23 protein-coding genes and 1 riboswitch are annotated in these 24,918 nt (G+C 58.5%); of the genes, 12 read left to right on the top strand and 11 right to left on the bottom strand.

From position 1 onward, the window contains the following. Window positions 1-25 precede the first annotated feature (25 nt). From C7H08_RS01320 to cbiB, 6 genes are all read right to left on the bottom strand, one after another. Window positions 26-796 carry an ABC transporter ATP-binding protein gene (locus C7H08_RS01320; protein WP_106670232.1) on the bottom strand — a complete coding sequence of 257 codons (771 nt, stop codon included), beginning with the start codon at window positions 794-796 and terminating at the stop codon, window positions 26-28. Between the two features lie 23 nt (window positions 797-819). Beyond that, on the bottom strand, window positions 820-1,791 hold the full coding sequence (locus tag C7H08_RS01315) for a FecCD family ABC transporter permease (protein WP_106669958.1): 972 nt from the start codon (window positions 1,789-1,791) through the stop codon (window positions 820-822). Next, the gene (locus tag C7H08_RS01310; protein WP_188445241.1) at window positions 1,788-2,654 is read right to left on the bottom strand and encodes a cobalamin-binding protein; all 867 of its coding nucleotides are present in this window, start codon (window positions 2,652-2,654) and stop codon (window positions 1,788-1,790) included. Before C7H08_RS01310 ends, C7H08_RS01315 begins: the two co-directional genes overlap by 4 nt. A gap of 69 nt (window positions 2,655-2,723) precedes the next feature. Further along, window positions 2,724-4,532, bottom strand: coding sequence for a TonB-dependent receptor domain-containing protein (locus tag C7H08_RS01305; RefSeq protein ID WP_106669956.1), 1,809 nt, complete (start codon window positions 4,530-4,532; stop codon window positions 2,724-2,726). Between the two features lie 174 nt (window positions 4,533-4,706). After that, window positions 4,707-4,905, bottom strand: a riboswitch (cobalamin riboswitch). A gap of 17 nt (window positions 4,906-4,922) precedes the next feature. Further along, window positions 4,923-5,987, bottom strand: coding sequence for a threonine-phosphate decarboxylase CobD (gene cobD, locus C7H08_RS01300; RefSeq protein ID WP_106669955.1), 1,065 nt, complete (start codon window positions 5,985-5,987; stop codon window positions 4,923-4,925). Next, window positions 5,984-6,943 (bottom strand): adenosylcobinamide-phosphate synthase CbiB, encoded by a 960-nt coding sequence (gene cbiB, locus C7H08_RS01295; protein WP_106669954.1) that lies wholly within the window; start codon window positions 6,941-6,943, stop codon window positions 5,984-5,986. The genes cobD and cbiB overlap by 4 nt, the downstream gene beginning before the upstream one ends. 120 nt (window positions 6,944-7,063) lie before the next feature. Here cbiB and cobT point away from each other — a divergent pair, with 120 nt between their 5' ends. Continuing rightward, the gene (gene cobT / locus C7H08_RS01290; protein ID WP_373284909.1) at window positions 7,064-8,116 is read left to right on the top strand and encodes a nicotinate-nucleotide--dimethylbenzimidazole phosphoribosyltransferase; all 1,053 of its coding nucleotides are present in this window, start codon (window positions 7,064-7,066) and stop codon (window positions 8,114-8,116) included. Window positions 8,117-8,120: 4 nt separating this feature from the next. Further along, entirely contained in the window at window positions 8,121-8,720 is a 600-nt protein-coding gene (locus tag C7H08_RS01285; protein ID WP_106669952.1) for a histidine phosphatase family protein, read from the top strand. Here the strand turns inward: C7H08_RS01285 and cobU are convergent. Continuing rightward, window positions 8,704-9,234, bottom strand: a complete 531-nt coding sequence (cobU, locus tag C7H08_RS01280) for a bifunctional adenosylcobinamide kinase/adenosylcobinamide-phosphate guanylyltransferase (protein WP_106669951.1) — start codon at window positions 9,232-9,234, stop codon at window positions 8,704-8,706. The genes C7H08_RS01285 and cobU overlap by 17 nt on opposite strands. 109 nt (window positions 9,235-9,343) lie before the next feature. Here cobU and C7H08_RS01275 point away from each other — a divergent pair, with 109 nt between their 5' ends. The 4 genes from C7H08_RS01275 to C7H08_RS01260 all read left to right on the top strand — a co-directional run bounded on the left by C7H08_RS01275 (window position 9,344) and on the right by C7H08_RS01260 (window position 13,307). Continuing rightward, complete coding sequence (locus tag C7H08_RS01275) at window positions 9,344-11,218, top strand: putative nucleotidyltransferase substrate binding domain-containing protein (protein ID WP_106669950.1); 1,875 nt, start codon at window positions 9,344-9,346, stop codon at window positions 11,216-11,218. After that, window positions 11,211-11,933: a 3'-5' exonuclease gene (locus C7H08_RS01270; protein ID WP_106669949.1), complete on the top strand. Its 723-nt coding sequence runs from the start codon at window positions 11,211-11,213 to the stop codon at window positions 11,931-11,933. The genes C7H08_RS01275 and C7H08_RS01270 overlap by 8 nt, the downstream gene beginning before the upstream one ends. 63 nt (window positions 11,934-11,996) lie before the next feature. Next, complete coding sequence (locus tag C7H08_RS01265) at window positions 11,997-12,575, top strand: QsdR family transcriptional regulator (RefSeq protein WP_227663208.1); 579 nt, start codon at window positions 11,997-11,999, stop codon at window positions 12,573-12,575. A 132-nt stretch (window positions 12,576-12,707) separates the two neighbouring features. Further along, a complete protein-coding gene (locus C7H08_RS01260) occupies window positions 12,708-13,307 on the top strand; it encodes a hypothetical protein (RefSeq protein ID WP_106669948.1) in 600 nt (199 codons plus the stop codon). Between the two features lie 109 nt (window positions 13,308-13,416). Here the strand turns inward: C7H08_RS01260 and C7H08_RS01255 are convergent, their stop codons facing one another. From C7H08_RS01255 to C7H08_RS01245, 3 genes are all read right to left on the bottom strand, one after another. Further along, entirely contained in the window at window positions 13,417-14,811 is a 1,395-nt protein-coding gene (locus tag C7H08_RS01255; RefSeq protein WP_106669947.1) for a sodium-dependent transporter, read from the bottom strand. A gap of 170 nt (window positions 14,812-14,981) precedes the next feature. Beyond that, a complete protein-coding gene (locus C7H08_RS01250) occupies window positions 14,982-16,556 on the bottom strand; it encodes a methyl-accepting chemotaxis protein (protein ID WP_106669946.1) in 1,575 nt (524 codons plus the stop codon). Window positions 16,557-16,717: 161 nt separating this feature from the next. Continuing rightward, window positions 16,718-17,593, bottom strand: a complete 876-nt coding sequence (locus C7H08_RS01245; protein ID WP_106669945.1) for a carboxylate/amino acid/amine transporter — start codon at window positions 17,591-17,593, stop codon at window positions 16,718-16,720. A gap of 170 nt (window positions 17,594-17,763) precedes the next feature. On the opposite strand from C7H08_RS01245, the gene C7H08_RS01240 reads away from it, so the two are divergent. Beyond that, window positions 17,764-19,206: an MATE family efflux transporter gene (locus C7H08_RS01240; protein ID WP_106669944.1), complete on the top strand. Its 1,443-nt coding sequence runs from the start codon at window positions 17,764-17,766 to the stop codon at window positions 19,204-19,206. Here the strand turns inward: C7H08_RS01240 and C7H08_RS01235 are convergent. Beyond that, window positions 19,182-20,186 (bottom strand): GGDEF domain-containing protein, encoded by a 1,005-nt coding sequence (locus C7H08_RS01235; RefSeq protein ID WP_106669943.1) that lies wholly within the window; start codon window positions 20,184-20,186, stop codon window positions 19,182-19,184. The two genes, C7H08_RS01240 and C7H08_RS01235, sit on opposite strands and share 25 nt — an antisense overlap. Window positions 20,187-20,434: 248 nt before the next feature. On the opposite strand from C7H08_RS01235, the gene C7H08_RS01230 reads away from it, so the two are divergent. The 5 genes from C7H08_RS01230 to C7H08_RS01210 are packed head-to-tail and all read left to right on the top strand — an operon-like array spanning window position 20,435 to window position 24,911. Further along, window positions 20,435-21,292 (top strand): ATP-binding protein, encoded by an 858-nt coding sequence (locus C7H08_RS01230; protein WP_106669942.1) that lies wholly within the window; start codon window positions 20,435-20,437, stop codon window positions 21,290-21,292. Then, the gene (nosR, locus tag C7H08_RS01225) at window positions 21,279-22,652 is read left to right on the top strand and encodes a response regulator c-di-GMP phosphodiesterase, NosR family (RefSeq protein WP_106669941.1); all 1,374 of its coding nucleotides are present in this window, start codon (window positions 21,279-21,281) and stop codon (window positions 22,650-22,652) included. The genes C7H08_RS01230 and nosR overlap by 14 nt, the downstream gene beginning before the upstream one ends. Further along, complete coding sequence (locus tag C7H08_RS01220) at window positions 22,649-23,089, top strand: response regulator (protein WP_106669940.1); 441 nt, start codon at window positions 22,649-22,651, stop codon at window positions 23,087-23,089. The genes nosR and C7H08_RS01220 overlap by 4 nt, the downstream gene beginning before the upstream one ends. A 6-nt stretch (window positions 23,090-23,095) precedes the next feature. Continuing rightward, the gene (locus C7H08_RS01215; RefSeq protein WP_106669939.1) at window positions 23,096-23,770 is read left to right on the top strand and encodes a GTP-binding protein; all 675 of its coding nucleotides are present in this window, start codon (window positions 23,096-23,098) and stop codon (window positions 23,768-23,770) included. Further along, window positions 23,763-24,911 (top strand): sensor histidine kinase, encoded by a 1,149-nt coding sequence (locus C7H08_RS01210; protein ID WP_106669938.1) that lies wholly within the window; start codon window positions 23,763-23,765, stop codon window positions 24,909-24,911. The genes C7H08_RS01215 and C7H08_RS01210 overlap by 8 nt, the downstream gene beginning before the upstream one ends. Window positions 24,912-24,918 lie beyond the last annotated feature (7 nt).

Here is a 24,918-nt window from a genome sequence, read left to right as displayed (position 1 = left end):
CCGAGTTTGGTGCAGAGGGGCTGGGTTAGCCTCGTTTTGGCACAAAGAACGGTGTGCCATCCACCTCTACTGTTTGCAGCTCCTGGTTATACAAACGCTCCAGAGCGCTCGGTACCAGCATCCGCTCTGCCAGGCCCCAGCAGGCTTCGCCATTGGGATACATCAGCAAAATATGATCACACCAGCGGGCGGCCAGGTTCAGATCATGCAGACACATGAAGATGGCGTTACCAGCTTTCGCCCGGCCGGTCAGAAGCTTCATCACCGCCACCTGGTGATGCAGATCGAGGTGATTCGTCGGTTCATCCAACAGCCAGGTGTGGGGAGACTGAGTCATCAGAGTAGCGATAGCCACACGTTGGCGTTCGCCGCCGGACAACGTGCTGACCAGGCGGTCTTTAAGGTGCAGAACATCCAGTGCTTCAAGTGCCCTTTCAGCCATGGCCAGATCGTCCGCGCCTTCCATCTGCCATGGTGACAGCCACGGGTGGCGGCCAATCAGCGCAGTTTCGAGCACCGTTGCCGGAAATCCGTCCTGTCTGTCCTGGAATACCAAGCCCAGCTGTTGGGATAGCACTCGTCGTTTTAACTCGTTCGCAGGTTTGTCATTGAGACAGAGACTGCCCGAACGCGGAGGCCTGAGCCCTGCCAGACTGTGCAACAGAGTGGTTTTACCTGCACCGTTGGGGCCGAGTACGCCCCATATCTGGCCCGATTCAATAGCCAAATTCAGGGGGTAGCCGCTGGCACGACCAGGAATATCGATGACCAGTTCGCGGGTCTTGAGGGTTTGCATAGCGGGGCGCTTAAGGCTTGCCATCAGCGGCTCCGGTACAGCAAGTACAAGAAGGTCGGCACACCCAACAACGCGGTAATCACACCGACCGGGAGCTGCTCCGGGGCAATAACTACCCTCGCCAGGGTATCCGCCAGCACCAGCAGAGTTCCGCCCGCTAAAGCGCAGGCGGGCAGGATCAGACGCTGATCGTTACCAAGCACCATTCGCAACATGTGGGGTATCACCAGGCCCACAAAACCAATGCTGCCGGCCATGGTGACCGCGGTGGCGGTAAGCAGGCTGGCCAAAACGTAAATCATCCATTCCAGCGGCCGTACCGAAATACCCAGTGCAGCTGCCTGCATCGGACCGCGGGCCAGCACATTCAGGCTACGCCCAAGAGGAACCACAATAAAACACACCACCAGCAATAACCCCAGGCCAGGCCACGGGGTTCTTGCGTAGGAGACATCGCCCATCAGCCAATACAACATGCCAGGCAATTCTCTGGCTGGACTGATTGCCAACATCAGCGTGATTACTGCGCCCCAGCCCGCGGCTACCACCACACCGGTAAGTAAAAGACGGGAGGGTGTCCAGCTACCAGTACCATGAGCAAGCCCGAATACCATCAGTGTGGCCAGCATGGCGCCGGCAAAAGCAGAACCGGAAACGACGACACCGCCAAGACCTGCCAACATCGCGAGCAAAGCTCCTACCGCTGCACCACCGGACAGTCCCAGAACATAGGGGTCTGCCAGCGGATTGCGTAGTAATACCTGCATCAGCGCCCCGGCCACAGCCAGCAAACCTCCGGTGGCAAACCCCGAGAGGGTTCTGGGCAGTCGGAGTTCAAGCACCAGGGTGCGCTGAAGGTCGGTGCCCTCTCCCAGAAACACAGACAAGACATCCATAGGATCAATGGCGACGCTACCGACGCCCAGAGAAATCACCGTAGCCAAAACACCAGCCAATGCCAGCAGAGCAAGTGGCAGGGCAATCGGCCGTATCACAGGTGAACTCCATCGGATCGACGGTCACGGGCCACCTCCAATTTGTCGCAAAACAGCCGCGTTCCCACCAGCATTCTGGGGGTTGGCCGTTGCACCAGTGACGGTGGAATAAAAAACAGGTTATCGCGAGCCGTAGCGGTCAGGCTCGGAAAGTTCTGCCAGCGGGCCAGCCAGTGGCGATTCTCTTCGCCCATACCACCCGCCAAAATAGCCTCAGGATCAGCAGCAACCACCGCTTCAGCACTGATTCTCGGCACCAGCCGGTCCAGGTGGCCGAACACATTGGCACCGCCGCAAAGCTGGATCATTTCACCGATCAGATGTTCGCCGTTTACCGTCATCAGGGGCTCATCCCATACCTGATAGAATACCGACACCGGGTCAGCATTTTCGAACTGCGTTCGCAATCCGGCAATGCCTTGACGAAAGTGCTCCGCCTCGGCAAAACCCTCGGTTTCAGTGCCGGCCAGCACTGAGAGACGCTCAATGGTATGAGAAACTGCCTCAAAGCTCCGGGGCTCTATAGAAAAAACCGGGATGCCCACTTTTTTGAGAGTCGCCAGTTGCTCGGAGGGATTACCGGTCACCCAGCCAATCACCAGGTCCGGGCGTAGCTGCAGCAACCTCTCCATATCCATACGAGTATGACTACCAACCGAAGTGACTTCCCGGGCAGCGGGCGGGTAATCGCTGTAGGCCACCACCGCCACAACCTGATCACCCGCACCCGCGGCCCAGGCCAGTTCGGTGGCTCCGGGTGAAAGTGCGGCGATGCGGGTTGCCGGGCGATCCAGGCAGACTTTTTCACCGAGGTCGTCCGTGGCGCAGACCCGAGACGCTGAAGCCGGTGCCACAATCAGCATCCAGCCCAGTATCGCAATCAAGCCCTTCAGCTTTACCACAGGCGCCTCCTCGGCAAGGTTTCGTAGCTGTTATCGGATATCGTAGCGAACCGTCAACATGACCGTGCGGCCGGCCGCTATATAATCCAGATCATTCTGGCTACTGTAGCGAGCCGTGCTGTATTCCTTATCCAGCACGTTAGCCAGCGTGAGCCTGGTTGACCAGTCCGAAGCAAAGCGCCAGCCTGCCCGCAAATCCAGGGTGGCAAAGCCCGGCAGCCGGTCGTTGTTGTTGCGGTCATCGTAACGATAGTCCTCGGCGACCACGGTACCACCGAAGTCCCAGGTGCCCACATGCTTGCTCAAGTCCAGCCGCAGGGTTTTACCACTTCGGCGCTGAAGCCGGTTTTCGGTTTCCCGGTCCTCAGTATCCAGCAGGGTTAGCGCCGCATCACCACGCCAGCCATCCCATTCGAACCCGGCACTCAGTTCCGCACCACGGATTCTGGCCTCGTTCACGTTCATCGGGGTCCAGAGGCCGCTGGGCGTTGGGCTCCAGGCAATCAGATTGTCCACATCAAGCTGGAACAACGCGCCATCCCAAAACCAGCTCTGGTAGTGGCCACTGGCACCGAGCTCAACGGTACCGGACTCCTCTGCCTCGAGGTCCGGGTTGGCGCCGGGGTAGTACAAGTCATTAAACGTGGGAGCACGGAAAGCTGTGCCATAACTGACACGAACCCGGTGTGAACGATCAAGGGCGTGGCCCAACGCGATGCCGCCAGTTTCATTTTTGCCGTAAGCTTCATTATCATCGCCACGCAGGCTCAGTTGCACATCTGTCGGGCCGAAATTCAGGCGGAGCTGACTGTAAAGGGCAGAGTTGGTTCGGCTACTTTCGACGTAATCCGTAGTTCCGCTGACCTCATCGGTCATCAGTTCGGTACCGACCACCAGTTCATGCACATTCCAGGTAAAGGTGTTATCCCAGCGTGCTGCCCGTGAGCGCGTGTTGAAAGTACTGCTGAAGGTAGGTGTAACGTTATCTGTTTCATCGCGCGACTCAGAGAACTGCAGCGAGTGCCGCCAATACTCGCTTACCGGGGTCTCGAGCCCGAAACCGATGGTCCGGATCATGAAATCAATATCGCCACCTTCGTATTCGGTACTGCCCTCGCTTTGCACCACCACAAGGCTGGCTTCTCCCCCGGATTCCAGTTCATGGACCACCCGGCCGATGCCAGCCGTGTTCCGGAACCCTCGGTCTTTGCCATCGGTAATAATTGCCGTGCCGTCTGTTTCCTTATGCAAACCACTCAGGCTGAAACGAGTGTTACCAGAACTGGCCGCGACACCGGCGCTGCTTTTTTGCGTATTAAAGTTGCCGGCACCGACTTCCACCCAGCCCGCAGGCGTCTCTTCCGGGTCCAGCGTGAACGCCTGAACCACGCCACCTACGGCATCGGCCCCATAAAGTGAGCTTCGCGCGCCCCGGACAATTTCAACCCGGTCAATCAGCTCTACCGGAAAATACTGCCACGAGGGACCACCGGAGGTTGCTGAACGCAAGCGCACCCCGTCGACCAACAGCAACGTTGAGTCGTTGGCTGTTCCACGGGTAAAGACACTGGTGGCTTTACCAAACGATCCGTTACCTACGACATTTATCCCCGCTTGACCTCTCAGCAGCTGGCTAAACTCGGAGGGACTCTGTTGCCGAATGGTTTCCTCGTCAATCACGGTCACTGAAGACAGGCTTTCACCAGCCGTCCGCGGGCCTAATGTGGCGGTGACCACTAGGGGCTCAAGCCTGCGATCTTCAGCTTGTTTGTCGGCCGCACCAGCAGGAAACGCCAGAGGCAATAGAATCAGGGCAGGTAGGGCCTTGGAATAGGTCATGTCTTCACTCGCTGTTCACCGCACGCACCCGTACGGTTGATTTTGGTTACTGCGGAGGAAGACTGCTGAAAATGACGGAGGGTGGAGGGGCGTTGTTCAATTGCGAAGGCCAGATTCACCCACCGCCGTTGCCCTCCGCAACGTCTGGTGTGTGGAGCCATTAAGCTCCGTGCATCAGGCCGGTCTCCGGGCTTGCAGGTGGAGCGCGTGCTCCGGAGCAATCACCTTCCCATGCCGTGGGCACAGTGGCGCGTTGGATTGCCTTTGACCTGCTTACCGTTGCGGGGGCAGCGCCGGTTTCTCACCGGCTTCCCGTTTCACTCCCGGTATCCACACGACTATCGCCAGTCAACGCGGACAGGGGAGCACCTGAAAGCGGGAGCAAGGCTATCAACCGGCCCCGGATTGGTCAATGAGATACGACAATTCCTCCAACAGGGTGGTCAGTTTCTGCCAGCCGGCTTCATCCGGTGGCAAACCAAAACGCAGCGCCGGGGGCGAATCAAACTGGCGTACCAGTATGCCGCGCCGGGCAAGACCCTCGTAGATCTCAGAAGCATTCGAGATGCGGACATAACGGAATAGCAGCGTGCCGGAAGGGTCAGGAAAACCAGATGCCTGAAGCAGAGTATTCAGCCTGAGGCTGTCCCCCTGCAGTTTCGCAACCGCGCCGGCCTGCCAGTAAACGTCCGCCAGCGCCCAGGCCATCAGATAACGGGCCGGTCCATTAACCGGCCAAGGGCCAAGCTGCCAGTCCAGCTGTTTGACCAGCGCCGACTCTGCCAGCACGGCGCCGGCCCGCGCACCGGCAAGTCCGAAGAACTTACCCAGTGAACGCAGCACGATCAGGCCGGGCACGCTGGCCCGAAAATCCAGGGCATGGTCGGAGTAGCCCTCGATAAACGCCTGATCCACCACCAGCCAGCCACCGCGCTGCTGCAGGCGCTCCCACCATGCCAGTATATGCTCCGGCGGCAGCAGTTGCCCTGTCGGGTTGTTCGGGTGAATCCAGACCACCACATCGAACCCGTCCAGCCAGGAAACCTCCTGTGCTGCAGCCCGCTCAGGGCTGATACCCAGCACCTCGAAACCGGCCCGAGCCCAAGCATGGCCGTGTTCACGATAGCCCGGAATCGGGACCGCTACCCGGCCTAACCCATGAAGTCGGGCTCGCACCATCGGCAAAGCCATAATCGCAGCCTGACTGCCAGCCACAGGCAGACAACCGGCACCGTCCGGCGCCCCCGCCCAGGCGCGAATAGTCTGTTCCAGCTTACCGTCCGACTCGGGCAGGCGTTGCCACACGTCCGGAGGGATTTCCGGAACTGGCCAGGGGACGGGATTGATGCCGGTGGAAAGATCCAGCCATTGCTCGCGCGGAATGCCCCAGCGCTGAACCGCGGCCTGCAGTCGCCCTCCGTGTTCCGGAGATTCGAGAGAACGGAACGTCATCATCCGGCACCTCCTGGCCAGAGCCCGTTCAAGCCAAGCGCCAGGGTTAGCAGTGCCACCAACCAAAGCATCACCCCACGCTGCACCAACGCAATGGCTTCTTCCACCGTGGTTGCTGTTGCGCCGGGTCCGCTGCCCAACACAGGCCGTTGTTTAATGCCGTTCGTATAAGGCGCCGGCCCACCCAGGGTAACTCCCAGCGCGCCGGCCCCGGCCGCCATCACCGGTCCGGCATTCGGGCTATCCCAGGTTTTTGCCTGCGCACGCCAGCAAGACAGCGCCAGGCGGGTATTGCCCAACAAGGCATAGGTCAGAGCAGTGAGCCGGGCAGGCAGCCAGTTCATGAGGTCATCGACTTTGGCGGCAAACCGCCCAAAATAAAGAAACCGCGCGTTCCTGTAGCCCCACATAGCGTCCAGAGTATTGACCAGGCGGTGCAGAACCACACCCGGCAGCCCCGCAACCAGATACCAGAACAGGCTGGAAAACACCGCATCGGCTCCGTTTTCCAGCATGGATTCCGAGGCGGCCGCAGCCACCCCTTCATCTGTCAGCGACCCGGCATCCCGGCTGACAATTTGCCCCACCGCCAGTCTGGCTTGCTTCCCCTGCCCCGAGTTCAGCGCTGTGGAAACCGCTCGACCATGTTCCGCGAGCCCCCGCAACGAGATTGCGAGCCATACGCCTGCGACTTGAGCGAGCAACCACCACCAGCCACTTAGCCAGAATTGCAGCGCGGTGGCCAACACCATTACCGGTGTAATGACTGCCAGGGTTCCAAATACGCCCAATATCAGGCTTTTTGCAGCGGCTTGCGGCTGGCCATTAACCTTCTCTTCTGTCGCCGAGGCCCACCGGCCGAAGCCCACCAGCGGGTGCCAGCGCTGGGGCTCGCCGAGCAGCCAGTCCAGCACAACCGCAGCGACACAAACCAACACTGCAACCAGAAACGCTTCCAAATCCGGGCTCCCTGAATCGATCGTCGGCAAGTTTAACCGACTGGCAGCTTAACTTGACACCTTTGCGCTCCAGTTAGACCATCCTCGGCTTTATGCCCACAAGGAACTCTAGCCATGGCCCTGCCCAACAGCTGGCTCACACCGCCCCCCAGACCCTCGACTGCACACGCAGCGCTTGCCACAGAACGCCAGAGGGTTCTGACCAAACCGCCCGGCTCTCTGGGGCAGCTGGAGCAGATTGCCATCACTCTGGCCGGCCTGACGGGCACCGACCAGCCCACCGTTGACCCAATTCACATCGTTGTGTTTGCCGGCGATCACGGGGTATGCGCCGAAGGTGTCTCCGCCTTTCCGCAGGAAGTCACCGCCCAGATGATTGCCAACTTTGCTAGCGGCGGCGCGGCTATCAGCGTAATGGCAGAAGAGCTGGGCGCAAGCCTGGAAGTCGTAAACCTGGGCACCGTTGGCGAAATCCCGGAGCTACCGGGAGTCCTCAATCAGATCATTGCCCCCAGCACCGCCAATCTGGCCGAAACACCCGCCATGACCTCAAGCCAGGTGGTCGCCGCGCTAACCAGCGGCGACCAGACAGCCGAGCGCGCTGCCCGAGCCAAATGCCGCCTGTTCATCGGCGGTGATATGGGGATTGGCAACACCACCAGTGCCGCCGCCCTCGCCTGCGCGCTGCTTGATCAAGCTCCGCATACGCTGGTTGGCCCAGGAACCGGCCTCAACACCGAAGGAGTAGCCCGCAAAACCCGGGTGGTTGAAAGAGCCCTGGCCCGGCATGGTAACGATCAAGATGTACTGTCTGTGCTGACTTCACTGGGTGGCTTCGAAATTGCCGCATTGACCGGCGCCATCCTGGGCTGTGCAGCCCGCAAAATCCCTGTTTTGGTCGATGGCTTTATCGTCTCGGTGGCCGCGCTAACTGCGGTTCACCGGCAACCCGGCGTGCGCGACTGGCTGATATTTGCGCACCGATCTGCGGAGCCCGGCCACCATGCGGTTCTGAAAGCACTCGATGCCTCACCCCTTTTGGATCTGGGGATGAGACTGGGCGAGGGCAGCGGTGCCGCCATAGCCTTACCATTGCTGCGCTCGGCCTGCGCCCTGCACAACAGGATGGCGAGCTTTTCCGATGCCGGCGTTAGCGGGAAATCCGAGGATTAGGACCATGACTACCACAGTGATCGACCTGATACGCCATGGCGAACCCGTGGGTGGGCAAATGTTCCGGGGCAGTAAAGACGACCCGCTGAGCATCACGGGATGGCAACAGATGGTAGCCGCCATCAACATGGATGACCGCTGGGATGTTATTGTCAGTTCACCGATGGCACGATGCCGTCGTTTTGCAGAACAGCTGGCAGAACAACGCGAGATTCCGTTGCATGTTGACGACGATCTACGGGAAATCGGCTTTGGCGAATGGGAAGGGTTAACCGCAGAGCAGGTTCAGCAACGCTACGGCGATCATCTCAACCGTTTTTGGCAGGACTCCATAAATTTCACCCCGCCCGGAGGCGAGGCGGTCACCGACTTTTACCAACGAGTAATCCTCGGGTTTGACCGCTGGCAGGATAGGCTTGCCGGCCAGCGTATCCTTGTGATCTGCCACGGAGGCGTCATCCGCATGGTGCTGGCCAATGTGTTGGGTATTGCCCTGGACAAATCCTTCACCGGTTTCGCCGTACCCTACGCCTGCCGAAGTCGGCTTCAAGTAGACCAGTCGGAATTCGGTGTGTTTCGGAGCCTGATCAGCCACCAGCCTTGAGGCTGAGTGGCAAACCCGCCACCGCCATCACCACCTCATCACACCGCTGGGCCAGAGCTTGATTAAGCCAGCCCAACTCATCGGCGAAGCGGCGGGTGAGCGGGTCCATACCGATAGTGCCCAGACCTACCTCGTTAGTGACAATTACCAGAGGCCCGGAATAGGCTTCCACGGCATACAGAAAAGCCTCTCGCTCGGGCTGAAACAACACACTATCGGCAAACAGCAAGTTGCTTAGCCACAGGCTCATACAGTCCACCAGCAACAGTGGCGCCGGACCTTGTAGGCTGCCAAAGTCTGTCAGCACCCGACCAAGACAAATGGGCTCTTCGACCAGCCGCCAATGGCCCGGGCGTTGATGTTGGTGGCGCTGAATGCGCAGCGCCATTTCGTCGTCACCGGCGGTGGCGGTGGCCACGTAGACCACGTCGGTGCCGGCACTCCGCGCTCGCTGTTCAGCCAACCCGGTCTTGCCCGACCGGATACCACCTGTGACCAGTAACTTTTTGACCATAAAACACTCTCTCGGACATGCAGACCGCAGCCAAGGTACACCAACTGAACAGACAACTGCTATAGTTTGGCCAGACTCACGGAAATCCGTTAATCCCGCTGGAGAAACCATGCAGGCCGAGCTGCTCGACATACGAAACCACATCGCCCAATACCCCCCGTTTGATGATCTGCCCGAAGAGCTGCTCGAGCGCATCGTGGCCGGCATCGAAGTGGTCTACTGCCGGGCCGGCACGCCGATTCTGGAGCTGGGCCAGGACAATCACTGGTTGCACTACATTCGCAGCGGTGCGGTAGAGATCTTCCGGCGCTCGGGCGAGCTTTATAACCGGGTCGGTGAAGGTGAAGTCTTCGGTCAGTTCGGCTTGATGATGAACAAAAAAGTTCGTTTTCCTGCCAAGGCCATTGAAGACTGCCTGATCTACAAAATTCCCGACGAAGTCTTCCAATACCTCTGGGAGCAGGACGAGAGCTTCGCCGATTTCGTGGAGATCGAAGACCGCAGCCGCCTGCGTTCAGCGGTGTCGCGCCGGGAGAAATCCAACGAGCTGATGACCGCCAAGGTTACACGCCTGATCTCCCGCGAACCCATCTCCGCGCCCACCACCGTCCGGCTGCAGGAAGCTGCCCGCATCATGACCGATAACGGCGTGTCGGCCCTGCTGTTGATGGATGAGACCGGCGACAAACCCAAGCTCACAGGCATCATTACCGATCGCGATTTGCGCACCCGCGCCGTCACCCATGCGCTGGCCTCTGAAACCCCGATCAGCGAGATCATGACCGAAGGGCTGATCACCATCAGTGCCCGCTCATTTATTTTTGAAGCCATGCTGACCATGTTGCACAACAACGTGCATCATCTGCCAGTAGTCGAAGGCGACGAGGTCCGGGGCGTGGTGGCGCTGTCCGACATCGTCAAATACGAAAGCCAGAGCAGCCTGTTCCTGGTCAGCAACATTTATCAGCAGAAGCACGTCAAAGGCCTGAAAAAGGTCAGCCTGGATGTACGCGACAGCTTTGTGCGCATGGTCAACGAAGACGCCAACTCGCACATGGTCGGCAGTGCCATGGCCGGCATTGGCCGCAGCTTCAGCCAGAAGCTGCTGGAGCTGGGCGAAGAAGAGCTCGGGCCACCGCCCGTGCCCTACTGCTTCATGGCGCTGGGCTCCATGGCCCGGGACGAACAGCTGGTGGTCACCGACCAGGACAACGCCATGATTCTGGACGACAGCTTTATCCCGGAAGAGCACGACGACTACTTCCTGGCGCTGGCCAAGTTCGTCAGCGATGGTCTGGCGGAGTGCGGCTACTCCTACTGCACAGGCGACATCATGGCCACCAACCCGAAATGGCGTCAGCCCCTGAAAGTCTGGAAACAGTACTTCACGCAATGGATCGACAGCCCGAACGCGGAAACCCTGCTGAACAGCAACATCTTCTTCGATCTGGACGGCATTCACGGCCAGACCGAGCTCGCGGAACAGCTGAAAACCCTGATCTCGGAGAAAGCCTCCAACAGCCAGCGCTTTCTGACCCTGCTCGCCCGCAACGCTCTGAATCGAACACCGCCCCTGGGGTTCTTCCGCACCTTCGTGCTGGAGGAAGACGGCAAGCACCAAAAAACTTTCAACCTCAAGCGCCGGGGCACCGCGCCGCTGTCTGACCTGATCCGCGTGCACGCCCTGGCCTGCGGCGCTCGTTCCCAGAACTCCTTCGAGCGCCTGCGCGACATCGCCAAAACCAAACTGCTGATGGAAGACGATGCCAGCAACTTGCGCGATGCGCTGGAGTTCATCTCCATCGTCCGCATTCGCCACCAGGCCCTCGCCATTGAAGAAGGCCGTGAACCCGACAACAACGTGCGCCCCAAAGACCTTTCTCCGTTCGAGCGCAGCCATCTGAAAGATGCTTTCCAGGTGGTCAGCAACGCCCAGAAATTCCTGCGCTTCCGCTACAACGCCGGGGGCGGCCGAAATGTCTAGCAGCATCAAGAGCCGTAACAGCAATCAGAACTGGCCGGAAAACTACCGGGCGCAATCGAAAAAAGCCGTAGACCCCAGAGTTCTCGGCTTCTATCAGGCTGGCTGCCCGAGCCCGGACACGCCCATCCGGGAAGTCCAGCTGCTGGCCCTGGATTTTGAAACCACCGGCCTGGAGGCTGAACAACACTCCATCGTCAGCATTGGCCTGGTGCCCTTCACCCTGGACGGCATTCAGCTTGGCAAAGCATGGCACCAGGTGGTTCGCCCCAAACTGCCCCTGCACCAGACCTCCATCACCATCCACGGCATCACCCACACCGACATCGACCAGGCGCCGGATCTCGAAGACGTGCTCGACCCACTGTTCCGGTACCTCACCGGCCGCATTCCCGTGGTCCACTACCGCAACATCGAGCGTCCGTTTCTCAGCGTCGCCCTGCAATGGCGCCTGAAAGAAGAACTGCGCTTCCCGGTCATCGACACCATGGCCATTGAAGCCCATCTGCACCCCGACCGACGCCCCAGCCGCTGGCAACAACTCATCGGCAAACAGCCCACCTCCATCCGCCTGGCCGACAGCCGAAAACGCTACAACTTACCCCACTACGCCGGCCACAACGCGCTGATCGACGCCATTGCCACCGCCGAACTGCTGCAGGCCCAGATTCTGCACCACTTCAGCCCGGACACCCCCATCGGCGACATCTGGGTATAAGGGCCCATAGCCCCAACCGCCCGCAACCGATAGAATGAGGTCAAATCAATCAAAGAGACTGCAGTGACCGCCCAAATCACCAAGACAAGCCCACTGGACGCCTTCAGACGCGCCCGTAGAATGTGGTTAAAAGGCGAAAAAATCAGCCTGGCCGCCCTTGCCGACGATCTCCACATCGGCCGCGCCACTCTGTTCCGCTGGGTCGGCAACCGCGACCTGCTTATTGGTGAAATCCTCTGGTCCCTGTACGAACCCCTTTACAAAGAAGCCCGTGCCACGACGCCCGGCCACGGGGTCGACTATGTCGTGGGCGTATTCCGCCACATCAACACCACCATCCTGCACTTTGCTCCGCTGCGGCGGTTTCTGCACCAGGACCCGGAATACGCCCTGAAAATGCTCACCTCCTCCCACTCCACTCTGCATGCCCGCACCGTTGAAGTGAACACCCGCTTACTCAAGGATGAAGTTCGCGCCGGCCACCTGAGCCCTCCGATGAACGTCCAGAGCTTGTCCTACTTTATGGTCCGCATCGCCGAATCCTGCCTGTACAGCGACATCATTGGCGGCCGGGAGCCACGAGACGACGAACTGGAAGACGCCTGCACCGCGGTGAGAATCCTGTTGGGTGGCAAGGTCTAGCCCCTGATCCCGATACTCTGGCAAACCCGGTTGTCCGGGACTAAGCTGTACAAAAAGTCCCCATACACAGCCTGTCTCGGCCCGCACCGATAATATCTGAGGGCCGGACCATCAAACGCAAAGGAGCGCGTTATGATTACCCAACCCATCCGAATGTTGTCTCCCGTTACCCTGCTGATCACAGCCCTGATGCTTGCCTGCGTATTGATTGCGCCAAAGGCCTTTGCCCAGAACCTGACTGAGGCCAACGTGCGCGCCTTTCTGGACAGCCTGCAGGCCGCCGAGCCTGTGCTCAGGGAGCATGAAGACGAGCTGGACGAGTTTGAAGATGGTGCAGAAACCACAGACCTTTCCGCCATTTTCTCCTCGGGCCTGGAACAAATGAAAGGCCATGCGATGCTCAAGGACATCGAAAAGGTCACCAAGCGCCACGGCTTTTCGGATATCGAGCAATGGGCCCAGACCGGTGATCAGGTGTTTCAGGCCTGGTTTGCGCTAGAGATGGAAGCGCAGGGCCCGGCCGCCCAGCAGGAAATGCAGCGAGCGCTGGCGGAAATTGACAACAACCCCCACATGACCGAAGAGCAGAAAGCCCAGATGCGCGCCATGATGGGCACCGCCATGAATACCATGAACGCCGCCAAGGACGTGCCAGACGACGCCAAACGCGCTGTTCGACCCTTCATGGACGAATTACGAGCCATGTCTGAAGATGAGGACAGCGGCTGGTAAGGACCTGATCACTTCGGTTAGATCTTTCCGGATTTGAAGCCGACACTCACAAAAAAACCCGGCAACTGTCGCCAGCGCCGGGTTTTTAATGCCTGAAATCAGGCGGGTATCAGCCAATCAGGCTGTAAACAAACACGATCGCGACCGCGACCGGCGTTACATATCGGATCAGGTTGTACCAGAGGGCAAAACTGCCCTCTTGCATGGTCAGATCACTGCGCAACGACTCTTTGGCCACAAACCAGCCCACAAACAGGGCGGTCAGCAAGCCGGACAGCGGCAGCATGATATTGGCGGTAAAGTAATCCAGCAAGTCGAAGATGGTCTTGCCTTCAAACGCCTCGAACATGCCCAGTGGCGCAAAGCCGGACCAAACATTCAGCGACAGGATCGAGGCAATACCCAGCGCCCAGCACAAACCACCCACCAGCACGGCGCTGCCAGTTCGGGCAAATTCGGTTTTTTCTTCAACCCACTCAACCACCGGCTCCAGCAGAGAAATCCCAGAAGTCCAGGCAGCGAACAGCAGCAGGATAAAGAACAACGTGCCGAACAGACCACCCATCGGCATGTTACCGAAGGCCAGCGGCAGGGTCACAAAGATCAGGCCCGGGCCTTCACTGGCCTGCAGGCCGTTGGCGAACACCAGCGGGAAAATCGCCAAGCCCGCCAGCAGCGCCACCACAGTATCCATGATGCCAACGGTAATGGCGGTGCGGCCGATAGACACATCACGGCTCAGGTAGGAGCCATAGGCCATCATAATTGCCATACCGAGGCTCAGGGTGAAGAAAGCGTGGCCCAGGGCAACCAGCACACCCTTCACACTCAGCGCACTGAAGTCTGGCGTGAACAGGAAGCTGACCGCCTCGCCGAAATGACCGGTCGTGGTCGCATAACCCACCAGAATAAGCAGCAGAACCAGCAATGCCGGCATCAGAATAGTCACCGCACGCTCCAGGCCACCTTTCAGGCCGCGAGACACGACAAACACCACCAATGCCATAAATATGGTGTGCCAGATCAGCAATTTGGCCGGGCTTGCCAGCAATCCACCGAAGAGCTCACCTACCGAGTCTGCAGTTCCGCCCGTGAAATCACCCATGGCGGCATGGCCGATATAGGATGCAGCCCAACCGCCGATCACCGAATAGAACGACAGGATGATGAACGCCGCCAGCATGCCGATAATGGCTGAAATCCGCCACGCCGGTGACGCCAGGTTACGCTCGGCCACCAGCTTGAAACTGGTGATCGGGTTGTGGCGGCCATTCCGGCCAATAAACACCTCGGCCATCATGATCGGAATACCGACGATAAAAATGCAGAGCAGATAAACCAGTACGAAAGCGCCGCCACCGTTTTCACCAGTGACGTAGGGGAACTTCCAGATGTTACCGAGACCAACAGCCGAACCGGTAGCTGCCAGAATAAACGCGAACTTGGACGACCAGAGTCCGCGAGCCCCGGTACCGCTGTCTGAAGCGGAGTTGGACTGTGTCATGAGTTTTCTTCCTGTGCTTTTGGCTGAGGAAACTACGGATTGAGAATGCACCGAACAAGTAGCTCGAGCAGTTGGGCGGGGATTCTGCCAGCACTGGCGCGCCGATGCCAGTGCTGGTGGGGTGTTCAGTTGTTGATTAAACCGTCAACCAGGCGCCCATCGGCCGCTAACTAGCCAGATTTACTGGCAAACCGGGCGATCAGGTCTTTCAAACCCCGGGCCATGCCACTGAGCGTGTTGCTGCTGTCTTTGGCCGCTTCCGCCTGCTCATCGCTCTGATCGGCCAGGCCGGCAATGTTGACGATCTGCCGGTTGATTTCATCCGATACCTGGCTCTGCTCCTCAAAGGCCGCAGACATGGTGATAAAGCTGTCAGAAATCGAATCCACAGAACCAACAATGGTGCGCAGCGAGTTCGCCGCACCCTGCACCCGGACCAGCCCCTCGCCCGCAATCTCTTCACCGGCCCGAACAGCCTGAATGGTTGCCTCCACCTGCGCTCGGAAGTCCTTGATCACGTCGTGAATCTTGACCGTGGATTGCCGGGTTCTCTGAGCCAACGATCGCACCTCGTCGGCCACCACCGCAAAGCCTCGACCCTGCTCGCCGGCGCGAGCCGCTTCAATGGCGGCGTTCAGAGCGAGCAAATTGGTCTGATCGGCAATGTCCGAGATCAGGTCTGCGGCCTCGCCAATGGTACGAGTTGACTCGCCCAGCCGGCCTACCGATTCGCCAATGCCGTTAACCCGGTCGACCAGCTGTTCGATGGCGACCAACGCCTCACCGCTGCGCTCACTGCCGTCGTGGGCAAGCCGGTTAGCCTGCTCTGCATCGCGGGCATTGATGGTGACGGCCTCTGCCACTTCCTGAATGGAGGCCGTCATTTCGTTAATGGCGGAAGCAATCTGGTCAGTCTCGGCCCGTTGCCTGGCAATGGCCGTCGCCCCTTCAGAAATATAGCCGTGGGAGGCGCGGGCCTGTTCAGAAAGGTGCTCAGCCTGATCATCAATCCGGGCCAGGGCGGTGCGAATGCGCGCTTCCTCGCTGACCAGCACCAGTGCCAGCCGGGACAACAGACCCCGTTCACTACTGTAGGTGCGAGCCACAATGGGATCCTGAAAAGCATCCGGACGCAATGCCAACAGCTCCTTGAGGCGCTTGGAAATAGAGCCGAACACCAGACTGAAGGCCAGGACATGGCCGGCCAGGATCACGGCAACCGCCAGCGCTGCAGAGTCCAGCTGCAGGGCGCCCAAGCTGAGCAACACCGACAACATAAACGGCCAGCCTGAGCGCAACATGGACGCCGCCCGGTTCCAGAACGATGAGGACTGCTTGCCGGCCGAGATTCCGGCATAGAGTTTTTCTGCGCGGGCAATCTGCTCACGCGTCGCGGCCACGCGAACCGATTCGTAGCCCACCACCTGGTCATTTTCGCGGATCGGCGTTGCGTAGGCGCTCACCCAGTAATGGTCACCGGACTTTGACCGGTTCTTTACGACACCCATCCAGGCTTTACCGGCTTTCAAGTAGTCCCACATGCCCTCGAAAACCGCTGGGGGCATATCCGGATGACGGACCAGGTTGTGCGGCTGGCCGATCAGTTCATCCCGGGAAAAACCGCTGATCGTTACAAAGTCATCATTGCAGTAAGTGATCACGCCTTTAATGCTGGTGGTGCTGATCAGCCGCATACCTTCCGGTACGGTGACTTCGCGCTGGGTAACAGGCAAATTTTTGCGCATGGTCTGTCTGAGTCCGTTAAACCGGGGAAAATAAAGTGGCGACAGGATACTTCTGGACAATTATCAAGGAAATACAGAATCCGTTACGCCATGTCACTCCATTGTAACGGCCATCTGAATGTTTTCTTTAGATCGTAAGCTATCGAGTTTCAGGTCGACAGTTAGCCAGTAGGCGCAAGCACTCTGGCCCGGGGATGGAATCGTGCGTTCAGCCACAGTGAAAATGCAATCACCGCACCACCCATCATCAATCGCAGCAAATCGGCATCGCGGTTCCAGATCAACAGGTTCACCAGTAGCCCGGCCGGCACCAGCGCATTGTTCATCACCGCCAGGGTGCCGGCATCGACCTCACAGGCACCGCGGTTCCAGAGGTACAGTCCCAGTCCAGACGCCGCCAGCCCCAGCCAACCCAGGATGCCCCATTGCAGGGTGGTGCTCGGCAGTTTGTCCGGATCTCCAAACACCAGGAATGACGGCAGTGCAATGATCAGAGCACCGAGGAAGAAGTACCCGAAAGTGCGATAACCCGGCATCGCCAGCGGGTAACGTTGCATCACGTGCTTGTAACCTACCTGACCAGCGGCAAAGGTAAAATTGGCCACCTGCAGCAGGAGGAAGCCGGTAATGAAGTCTTCGCTCAGGCCGTCGTAGCGGATAACGCCCGCGCCCAGGGTGGCAATGGCTGCCGCCAGAAGCGCCACGGGGGAAAACCGGCGTGATAACGCATCGTCTACCAGGGTCACGTACAGGGGTGTAAAGATAGTGAACAGAAGCACTTCCGGCACGGTGAGGTAACTGAAGGAACGGTACAGGCACAGATAGGTAATACCGAATTGCAGCATACCCGTAACCAGGATGCCCAGTTTCAATCCGCCTGGCACCCCGCGCCAGCGGGTAAAAGGCAAAAACACCAGGGCCGCCAGCAATACCCGGGTCAGCACTGCAAAATCGCTGTTCACCTGACCGGCCAGAAACTCGCCAATCAGGCTGAACGAAAACGCCCAAAGCACCGTCACCAGAACCAGTAAAGCCATGTCACCACACCTGAAAAAGTCCGGGGCGCTACTTTACTCGTTTTGCTCGTATTATCCAGTCCAGGAAGGCGTGCAAACCCCTATGAGCCCTGCCCGCGTGAATCGGGTAACATGGCCAATCTCAGCCTTTACCGTTTTACCATCCACAGAGTATTGAAGCCCGAAGCACCATGGACGAAAGCCATCAGCCGTTACCCGAAGTCCGACAGCCATTGGTGCAACGGACCCTGACCGAATGGAAAACCCTCGCTCTTCTCGGCGGCCCGATCCTGATCGCCCAGGTGGCACAGATGGCCAACGGCGTGATCGACACCGTGATGGCGGGCCACGCCAGCGCGGAAGACTTGGCGGCGGTGGGTATTGGCAGCAGTTTGTGGATGCCATTGTTCCTGTTTTTCATGGGCATGCTCGGCGCACTGCAGCCGATCATTTCCGGCTACAACGGCGCCCGCACCACCAGCAAAATCATGCCGGCGACCTGGCAGGGCCTCTACATTGCCGGCGTTGGCTCGGTAATCATGGCGTTGTTGCTGACCAATGTACATCCGGTGCTGTCCATGCTCAAAATGGACGCCGACACCGCCAGCATTACCCAGGGCTATCTGAATGCCTTTGCCTGGGGCATTCCGGCCATGCTGCTGATGAATGCCCTGCGTGGCCTGACCGACGGGCTCGGCCACACCCGGGTGATCATGGTGTTCTCGTTGCTGAGCACCCTGATCAACCTGCCGTTGAATTACATCTTTATTTACGGAAAATTCGGACTGCCTGCCATGGGCGGTGTCGGCTGCGGCTGGGCCACCTCCATCTCCAACGGCACCGCGGCCATCGCCTTGCTGATTTACCTGAACCGAAGCCGCACCTTTCGCCAGTTTCACCTGCTGGCAGACTGGGTCAAACCGAGCTGGCAGGGCATCCGCTACATACTGGGTATCGGCGTACCCATTGGTTTCACCATTTTTGTCGAAGCCAGCATGTTTTCGGTGATCGCACTGTTCCTGGCGCCCATGGGGCCGGTCGTGGTGGCCGGGCACCAAATTGCCCTGAACGTGGTGTCGCTACTGTTTATGCTGCCGCTGAGCATTGGTATGGCGCTCACCCTGAGGGTCAGTTTTCTGATCGGAGCGCGAGCACCGGATACCGCCCGCCTGATTTCCCGCAGCTCCCTGATTCTGGCCTCGGCTGTCGCCCTGGTTTTCGCCACCCTGCTGTTCGTGTTTTCCAGCCAGATTGCCGCCCTGTACACCGGTGATGCAGAGGTGCGGGCGGTGACTGTGCGCCTGCTCGCCTTTGCCGCACTGTTCCAGATTGCTGATGTCATTCAGGTTACCTGCATCAGTGCGCTGCGGGGCTACAAAGACACTCGCATCCCCATGTTCATCATGCTGTTTTCATTCTGGGTACTGGGGCTGCCACTGGGCTATGTGCTGGCATTTACCGACTGGCTGTTGCCCGGGTTGGGCGCGGCTGGATTCTGGGTGGGACTGACGGCGGGGCTGACGTCCGCCAGCCTGTTGCTGGCTTGGCGACTGTTCCGCTACCGACCCAATGACGACGGCAACGGTGAGACGAAAAGTGAACCCGCCACTCAGGCCGGCACCGCCAGCCGTTGATCTGATTCATCGGCAAAGATGATTGTGTCCCGGCCGGATTCTTTGGCCTTATAGAGCGCCTCATCCGCCCGGGACAGCCAGCTGTCAATGCTCTCTCCGTGACGCAACAAGGCCACCCCGAACGACGATGTGACCGGACCACCGGGGTACTTCAGGTGTTTTCGTAAGATCTGCTGCAAGTTGGTCATGACCGTCTGCAGACTGTTGCCATCCACGCCCGGCAACAGCAGCACAAACTCTTCGCCCCCGTAACGAAACAGCTGATCGGATTTGCGAGTGTTGTGCTCGATCAACGCCACCAGATCGGTCAGCACATCGTCGCCCACGCCGTGCCCGTAAACATCGTTGATCTGTTTGAAGTGATCAAGGTCCATCATCACCAGAGCATAGGGCAAACCGGTGCGTTCGGCGTTGGCTGCGGCCAGGTCCAGTTCTTCGTCCATAGAGCGGCGATTCTTCACCCCCGTCAGCGGGTCGATGGTGGCCAGATGCTCCAGCCGCTCGCGCTGATCCTGATTGCGGTAGGCAAACACGTAAGCGCAGGCGCTCACCGTGGCCGCCGTGGCTGCGAACGTCCACATCTGCACCGGCGAGCTGAAGGCGGTTTCAATGGACATCAACGCCAGCACTGAAACGATGTTCAGGCCAGCAGCGATCCGGCTCGACACCAGAAAGAAGGTGGTGACCAGGCAGGGAAACAGCCAGAACAGACCGGCCTCGCCCATGACCGCGCCCACCAGGACGGCACTCGCGCAGATTATAAACGCCAAGAACATACCACTGCGCCTGGTGTCGCCGGTCACCCAGGCGTAGGCCAGGCTGCCGACAATACCGGCGAGAATACCAAGGTCAACAACTCCCGCGACTACATTGCCCTGAATAAAGCGCATGATCGCAAACGGCGTAATACCAAGGATCGCACTGATGCCGAGCAACGTGATAATGGATAAACGAAAATCGTTTTTCAGGCGATGAAACATGCGGCGGTGCGTCCGACAGCGGCTTATTTAGCATTCGAGAATAGCGCAAGCTCATGGTCTGGTCGCCAAGGCGCTACGATTCTTAACAATTCTGCATGAAGGGATACGTTTTTGTGATCCATGTCAAAGAACGGATCAGTTACACTCAAAACATGTAATGCAGATGATTCTCAAAATTCCGCAGTCTGCCGGCGACAAACAAACAGCACATTTCACCAATAACACCGTCAGCATAGGCCGATTTCTCTATGGCACCCACTGCCCCGACCCAGTCCGATCAAGATGCCCTCAATGCCAGGCTTGAGCAGGCCAACCGCCAGTTGATCCAGTCAGAAAAACTGGCCGCGATCGGTCAACTGGCGGCCGGCGTTGCCCATGAGATCAACAATCCGGTCGGTTATGTCTATTCCAACCTACAGAGTCTCGAAGGCTACCTGAACGATCTATTCCGGCTGACTGAGGCAGTGGATTCTGCCAAATCCCTGGAAGATCTACGCCTGATCAAACAGAACATCGATTACGACTACCTTCGCGACGACCTGAAAGACCTGCTGGCAGAATCCCGGGAGGGCATCGAACGGGTCAAAACCATTATTTCAGCAATGAAAGACTTCTCCCATATTGAGGAGGAGTCTTTCAAGCTGGCAGACCTGCACCGCGGTATTGAAACCACCCTGAACGTGGTCAATAACGAACTCAAATACAAAGCCGACGTGGTCCGTGAGTTCGGTGAGTTACCGGACGTCGAATGCATCATCTCCCAGATCAACCAGGTGATCATGAACCTGCTGGTCAACGCCGCCCAGGCCATTGAAGAATTCGGCAGGATTGTCGTGCGCACCCGGCACAGTGGCGATGTTGTGGTCATTGAGGTCGAGGACACCGGCAAGGGCATTTCACAGGACCACCTGCACCGTATTTTCGAACCTTTTTTTACCACCAAACCGGTTGGTAAGGGCACCGGCCTTGGCCTGTCGCTCAGCTTCAACATCATTGAAAAACATAACGGTGATATCACGGCTGTCAGCACTCCAGACCAAGGCACCTGCTTTCGGATCACGTTGCCCATCGTACAACCGCAACAGGCAGATCATGACGGGCGCTGAGTCAAAATCCGCGACGTCTGCGGAACACATTCCGGAAAGCGCGAACGTACTGCTCGTTGATGACGAGGAGAACATCCTGCGCAGTCTGCAGCGGGTGCTGCGCCGCGAACCCTGGCAACTGACCACGGCGACCTCCGGCGAAGAGGCCCTGGCTATCTTGGCCAACGACAAGTTTGACCTGATCATATCCGACGCCCGCATGCCCGGCATGGACGGCCCCACACTGTTGTCGGAAATCCGCAGCAAGTACCCATGGACCATCCGCATATTGCTAACGGGATACGCTGATATTACTTCAACCGTCAAAGCCATCAACGACGGTCAGATCTACCGGTACATCAGCAAACCCTGGGATGATGACGAGCTGCGCCTGACCATTCGCCAGGCGCTGGCGTTCCAGTATTCAGAGCGGCGCCGGCTGGCGCTGGAAAAGCTGACCCGTAAACAGAACAAAGAGCTGCAGCAACTCAACGCCAGCCTGGAAGACAAGGTTCGTGAGCGCACCGAAGAACTGAAAGAAACTGCCGACATGCTGGACCTGGCCTACCAGGAACTACGGCAGAGCTATGTGACCACCACCGAGGTGTTTTCGTCGCTGATCAACAAGCGGCTGCCGGCTAACCGGCAGCCCAACGCCAAGGTCATTACCCTGGTCAAAGCATTTGCCGAGTTTATCAGCCTAGATGATGACCAGAGCCGCAACCTGGCCATGGCGGCCGCCCTTTACAATCTTGGCAAACTCAGTTGGCCGGATGATTTGTTCGTGGCACCCTCGGATTTGCTGATCAAAGACCAGAGGCTGACCTACCTGAAATACCCGGTGAATGGCGAACAGCTGCTGATGGCGCTGGAGCCGTTAAAAGACACCGCAAAGATCATCCGCCACCACCAGGAAAAATGGAACGGTTACGGCGTACCGGACCGACTGGAGGGCAAGCAAATTCCGCTTGAATCCCGCATCCTCAAACTCAGCGTCGACTTTGTGGAGCTGCAGTTTGGCCTGATTCTGGAGCGCAAGGTCAACCGTGAAAACGCCATCAAACTGCTCAAGCGCTATCAGGAACGACTGTACGACCCGGAACTGGCCGACCGATTTATTGAAATGTTGCTGGAGCTGGCGCCGGACGTTGAACACGAAGACCCGTCCATCCTGATTCTCGACACTCTGCGCCTGAAACCCGGCATGGTGCTGGCCAAAAATCTGTACGCGGCCTCAGGCATGCTATTACTCAATGAGGGTAAAGAACTGACCGCTCTGTTGATTGAAAAACTGGCCGCCTTCGAAAAAGGCGAACCCGATGGCCACCGCTACACGTTGTATGTGCACAAACCGGAACAAGACACGGAGACACCGCCATGATCAGAATTCAGCTGGTAGACGACGAACCCAACATTCTGAGCAGTTTGCGGCGGCTACTGAAACCTCAGGACTGGCAAATCGACACCTTTAACAACGTGGAGGACGCCCTTGGCAGCTTGCTGGAGCACGAATACGCGGTGATTGTGTCCGATTATCAGATGCCCACCGCTGACGGCGTCACCTATCTGCAGTTTGCCAAACAGAAGCAACCGAATGCTATCCGGCTGGTACTCAGTGCCTATGGCGATCGGGAATCCATGATCAAGGCTATCAACCAGGCGGAGGTCTATCGTTACCTGTCCAAGCCCTGGGACGACTATGAGCTGGTCGCCGCCATCAAGTCGGCGGTGGATCTGTACCAGTTGCACAAAGAAAACCAGCAGCTGCGGGAAGAAAACGACGCCCAGCGGGCGCTGATCGAAAACTGGCCCAGGTGAGCCCCGATGCCTGATTTCAGCCCTGACGACAACAAACTCGCCCTCAAGGTGGTGTTTTACGGCCCCGCTCTCAGCGGCAAGACCACCAACCTGATGCAGTTGCACACTCTGCTCAACCCTGAGCGCAAAGGCGAACTGATGGTGTTGGAAACCCGGGATGACCGGACCCTGTTCTTTGACATGCTGCCCATTGGCCTGCGCGGAAGCTCCGGCCTGGACCTGCGTCTGAAGCTTTACACGGTACCTGGTCAGGTGCAGCACGACAGTACCCGCAAGGCGGTATTGTCCAGGGCCGATGGCGTGGTGTTTGTGGCTGACTCCCAGCCCTCGCAACAAGACAACAACGCCATCGCCTTTGGCAACCTGGAAGAAAACCTGGAAAAAGTGGGGCTGGATATCGACACCCTGCCCATGGTGGTGCAATTCAACAAACGGGACATTCCCGGCGTGGTGCCGGAACCCGAGTTGCAGGAGCGTTGGGGCGAGACCCCCTGGTCGCCACTGGTGATGGCCTCAGCCCTGAACGGTGATGGCGTGATCGACACGTTTCAGGTACTCCTGAACCGACTGTACAGCGTGGTGGACGACGAATTCCGACTGGCCACCGACCATGGCATCAGCCGGGAACAGTTCGTCGAACGATTAAGTCGCAACAGCAATACAGAGGCCGCCGGTGCGTAACTTCGAAGACGACCCGACCCTCAACGACCTGCTCAGTAATGAGCAGCTGGCGCGCTTGAACCAGTGCCTTTCCGCCCTGTGTTCCGAGCCTGTGGTGCTGGCCCGAACGCGCCCGGGCCCGGACGCCGTGCCCGTCGAATTCAATCTGGAAACGGTCGGCTGGCTCAGCGGCGGCGGCAACGATGATGAGCGGGAAACGGCTGCCGGGCTGGTCGCTTTTCTGATGATGTTCGTCGCCAAATACCGACTGGCCGCCAACCTTCATCACGATGCCACAGAAGCGGGTTACGCCGAGCTGCAACGCCAGAACGAAGCCCTGAAAGCGTCTGAGGCTCGCTATCGGGAGTTGTCTGACCAGTTGCAGCAAAAGGTGGATGAGCAGGTAACGGTCATTAAACAGACCCAGCAGGAACTTTACGAAAGCGCCCGACTGCGTTCTGTAGGCCAGCTCGCCGCCGGCGTGGCCCATGAAATCAATAACCCGATCGGTTTTATCAGCAGCAACCTCAGGGTGGCCCGGGATTACGTGAAAGAACTCGGTGCCACCTTGCCGGAAACCCCGACCAAAAAGGATCTGCTGGCCGATTTTAACGACCTGCTGACCGAATCCATTGATGGTGCCAGCCGCATCGCGGGCATCGTGTCTGACCTGAAAACCTTTTCCAGTATTGATCAGGCCGATTTCACCCGCTGCAACATCACCAGCCTGATCACCAGTGCTATGCACCTGGTGCAGACCGAGTACAACCACGAGTTGCAGATTGTCGAGCGCCTGGCCGAGCTGCCAGACATCTCCGGGCATCCCTCACGGTTAGCCCAGACCTTTTTCAACCTTCTGGCCAACGCGGCTCAGGCTGTTCAGGACGCCCAATCGGACAAAGGACCCGGGCGCATCCTGGTGAAAACCCAGGTTGAAAGTGCCAGCATTCAGATCATCATTCAGGACAACGGCTGCGGCATACCGGAACATAACCAGCCGAAAATCTTCGATGCCTTTTTCACCAGCCGCCCGGTGGGTTCCGGCACCGGTCTTGGGTTGACCGTCGCCCGGGACACCGTGCGCGGCCATGGTGGCCAGCTGCAACTGGATAGCCGTGAAGGCATGGGCACCCGGGTGCGGCTGACATTACCAATTAATTAAGGACGCC

Origin of the sequence: Marinobacter halophilus (assembly GCF_003007685.1) — a bacterium.
Taxonomy (GTDB): Bacteria; Pseudomonadota; Gammaproteobacteria; order Pseudomonadales; family Oleiphilaceae; genus Marinobacter; species Marinobacter halophilus.
This window is presented reverse-complemented; position numbering and strand designations above follow the sequence as displayed.